Source organism: Streptomyces sp. CBMA123 (assembly GCF_014596465.1).
Taxonomy (GTDB): domain Bacteria; phylum Actinomycetota; class Actinomycetes; order Streptomycetales; family Streptomycetaceae; genus Kitasatospora.
Map to the genome: position 1 here is coordinate 1 of NZ_MECK01000403.1, position 3,384 is coordinate 3,384.

The following is a 3,384-nucleotide window of genomic DNA, read 5'->3' on the forward strand; positions in this document are numbered from 1 at the left end:
ACCGGCGGTGCCGGTACGGCCGGCGCGGCCGGCGGGGGCGCGGGCGGCGGCAAGGTCCCGCAGGCCGCCACCGCCGTGAAGGTCGGCCAGCCGGCCACCGTCGACTTCGCCGACAAGAGCTCCAACGTCTCCACCAAGCTGCAGATCACCGTCACCGGCATCGAGGTCGGTTCGCTGCAGGACCTCACCGCCGCCAAGGTCCCGACCACCGGGCTGGACGGCCGCACCCCGGTCTACGTCAGCTACACCGTCAAGAACCTCGGCGACGCCAGCCTGTCCTTCACCGCCCCGGACTCGAAGTTCGTCCTCTTCGACGGCGCCGGCAACAAGGGCCTCCCCGTGCTGAACGCCACCAACCCGCTGCCCAAGTGCACCGGGGCGAAGTTCCAGGGCGTCACCAAGGGCGCCGAGGCCAAGGGCTGCGACATCATCTCGATCGCCGGCACCACCCCGGTCGCGGTCGGCTACACCGACCTGAACGACCTGCTCAAGCTCCAGGCGTCCTGGGCGAAGTGACACCGCGTCACCGTTGAGCACGCGAAACGGCCCCCGCCACCTCGACAGGTGGCGGGGGCCGTTTCGGTTCGACCCGGACTCAGTGGTCCTCGTCCTCGTCGTCCTCGATGGCGGCCTGCCGGCCGCTGGAGAGCGCCTCGAAGGCGAGGAACTCGGCCTCGGCCGCGTCCCGGCCCTTCTGCTTCTCGCGACGGCGGTCGACCGCCGGGCGCTGGGTCTCCATCCGGTGGTCCTCGCCGCGGCGGCCGAGCATCTCGGCGCCGGCGGCCATGGTCGGCTCCCAGTCGAAGACGACGGCGTTCTCGTCGGGGCCGATGATGACGGTGTCACCCGCGTGCGCCCCGACCTTCCAGAGCCGGTCCTCGACCCCGAGGCGGGCCAGCCGGTCGGCGAGGTAGCCGACGGCCTCGTCGTTGCTGAAGTCGGTCTGGCGGACCCAGCGCTCCGGCTTGACGCCGCGGATGCGGTAGGCGCCGTCCTCCTCGGTGATGGTGAAGCCCTCGTCGTCGACGGCGGTGGGCCGCAGCACGATCCGGGTGGACTCCTCGGCCGGCTTGGCGGCGCGCGCCTCGGCGACGATCTTCGCCACCGCGAAGCTCAGCTCGCGCAGGCCCTTGCGGGAGGCGGCGGAGACCTCGAACACCTGGAGACCGCGCTCCTCCAGCGAGGCGCGGGTCAGGTCAGCGATGTCCTGGCCGTCCGGGACGTCGATCTTGTTGAGCGCGACCAGCCGCGGCCGGTCCTCCAGGCCGCCGTACTCGGCGAGTTCGGCCTCGATGGTCTCCAGGTCGCTCAGCGGGTCGCGGCCGGGCTCCAGGGTGGCGCAGTCCAGCACGTGCACCAGCACCGAGCAGCGCTCGACGTGCCGCAGGAACTCCAGGCCCAGGCCGCGGCCCTGGCTGGCGCCCGGGATCAGGCCGGGCACGTCGGCGATGGTGTAGACGGTGTCGCCCGCGGTGACCACGCCGAGGTTGGGGATCAGGGTGGTGAACGGGTAGTCCGCGATCTTCGGCTTGGCGGCGGAGAGCACCGAGATCAGCGAGGACTTGCCCGCGCTCGGGTAGCCGACCAGGGCCACGTCGGCGACGGACTTGAGCTCCATCACGATGTCGCGGGCTTCGCCCGGCTCGCCGAGCAGCGCGAAGCCCGGGGCCTTGCGGCGGGCCGAGGCGAGCGCGGCGTTGCCGAGGCCGCCGCGGCCGCCCTGGGCGGCGACGAAGCTGGTGCCGTGGCCGACCAGGTCGGCGAGCACGTTGCCCTGGCGGTCCAGCACCACGGTGCCGTCCGGCACCAGCAGGACGAGGTCCTCGCCGGTCGCGCCGGTGCGGTGGCCGCCCGCGCCGGGCTTGCCGTTGGTGGCCTTGCGCTTGGGCGAGTGGTGGTACTCGAGCAGGGTGGTGACCTGCGAGTCCACGGTGAGGATGACGCTGCCGCCCTCACCGCCGTTCCCGCCGTCCGGCCCGCCGAGCGGCTTGAACTTCTCCCGGTGCACGGAGGCGCAGCCGTGGCCCCCGTTACCCGCGGCGACGTGAAGTTCGACGCGGTCCACGAAGGTGGTCATGGGTGTGCCTCCAGTGCGGATGAGAAAATGCTTGCTGTCTGCGTGAAGCGCGAAGGGTGGACCGGATCATTCCGGCCCACCCTTCAGTGTGAGTCTGGAGAGACTCGCGAGTCCGCTGGGACTCAGGCCTCGACGGCCACGATGTTGACGACCTTGCGACCGCGACGGTTGCCGAACTGCACCGCACCGGCGGTCAGCGCGAACAGGGTGTCGTCGCCGCCACGGCCGACGTTGGCACCCGGGTGGAAGTGGGTGCCACGCTGGCGGACGATGATCTCGCCGGCGGAGACGACCTGGCCACCGAAGCGCTTCACGCCGAGGCGCTGGGCGTTCGAGTCACGGCCGTTACGAGTAGAGCTTGCGCCCTTCTTGTGTGCCATTTTCCGCTATCCCCTTACTTGCTGACCGAGTCGATGCTGGTGATACGCACCGCGGTGTGCTTCTGACGGTGACCCTGACGACGGCGGTAGCCGGTCTTGTTCTTGTAACGCAGGATGACGATCTTGTCACCCTTGGTCTGGTCGACCACCTCGGCGTGAGCCTTCACGCCGGCCAGGACCCACGGGTCGGAGGTGACGGCCTCACCGTCGACGACCAGGATGGTCGAGAGCTCCACCGAGTCACCCGGCTTGGCCTCGATACGGTCGATCTCCAGCACGTCGCCAACGGCGACCTTGTGCTGGCGGCCGCCTGCGCGAACGATCGCGTACATGCGGTACCTACTTTCCCAACTCGGTCGGAACTCCCGACGCCAGCCACCTGGGTACGGACACAGGAGCCTCTCCCCGATCGCCACGCGCGGAACGCGGGACTCTCGGGAAGGTGATGTGCTCGGGAGCGCGGCGTAGACACGCCGAAGGTCAAGAATACGGACCGGCCGCCCCAGGGGCAAACCGGCCCGTACGGCCCGGGGCGGAAAGGACTCCCGCCCCGGGCGTGGGCACTACTCGGCCGCCGTATCACCCTCGGCGGCCGCGGCCTTCTTGGCCGCCGCGCTCGTCCGCTTGGTCGCGGTCTTGCGGGCGGTGGTCTTCTTGGCCGCCGTGGTCGTCTTCTTGGCGGCGGTCTTCTTCGCGGCGGTCTTGCGGGCGGCACGCTTCTTGGGGGCCGGGGCCTCCTCGGCGGGCGCCTCCTCCGCGGCGGGGGCCTCCTCCGCGGGGGCCTCCACGGCCTCCACGACGACGGCCTCCACGGCTTCGGCGGCGGCCTCGGGAGCCGCCTCCGCGACGACCTCGACGGCTGCCTCGGCCGCGACATCGGCCTCGGCCTCGGCGGCCGGCGCGGCGGCCGCCAGGGCCGCCTCCAGG

The 3,384-nt window shown here is 71.4% G+C and carries 5 protein-coding genes; 1 reads left to right on the forward strand and 4 read right to left on the reverse strand.

Features of this window, described 5'->3' with window-relative positions; translation table 11 throughout:
* Positions 1–516, forward strand: a 516-nt coding sequence (locus BG452_RS31905; RefSeq protein WP_188307840.1) for a hypothetical protein, incomplete at its 5' end; no start/stop codon positions are given.
* 79 nt (positions 517–595) lie between these two features.
* Here BG452_RS31905 and obgE read toward each other — a convergent pair.
* The 4 genes from obgE to BG452_RS31925 form a co-directional block, all read right to left on the reverse strand.
* Complete coding sequence (gene obgE / locus BG452_RS31910) at positions 596–2,077, reverse strand: GTPase ObgE (RefSeq protein WP_188307841.1); 1,482 nt, start codon at positions 2,075–2,077, stop codon at positions 596–598.
* A 122-nt stretch (positions 2,078–2,199) separates the two neighbouring features.
* Positions 2,200–2,457 (reverse strand): 50S ribosomal protein L27, encoded by a 258-nt coding sequence (rpmA, locus tag BG452_RS31915; RefSeq protein WP_014135732.1) that lies wholly within the window; start codon positions 2,455–2,457, stop codon positions 2,200–2,202.
* 14 nt (positions 2,458–2,471) lie between these two features.
* Positions 2,472–2,789 carry a 50S ribosomal protein L21 gene (gene rplU, locus BG452_RS31920; RefSeq protein WP_188307842.1) on the reverse strand — a complete coding sequence of 106 codons (318 nt, stop codon included), beginning with the start codon at positions 2,787–2,789 and terminating at the stop codon, positions 2,472–2,474.
* Between the two features lie 231 nt (positions 2,790–3,020).
* A partial coding sequence (locus tag BG452_RS31925) for a hypothetical protein (protein WP_188307843.1) occupies positions 3,021–3,384 on the reverse strand: 364 nt, incomplete at its 5' end.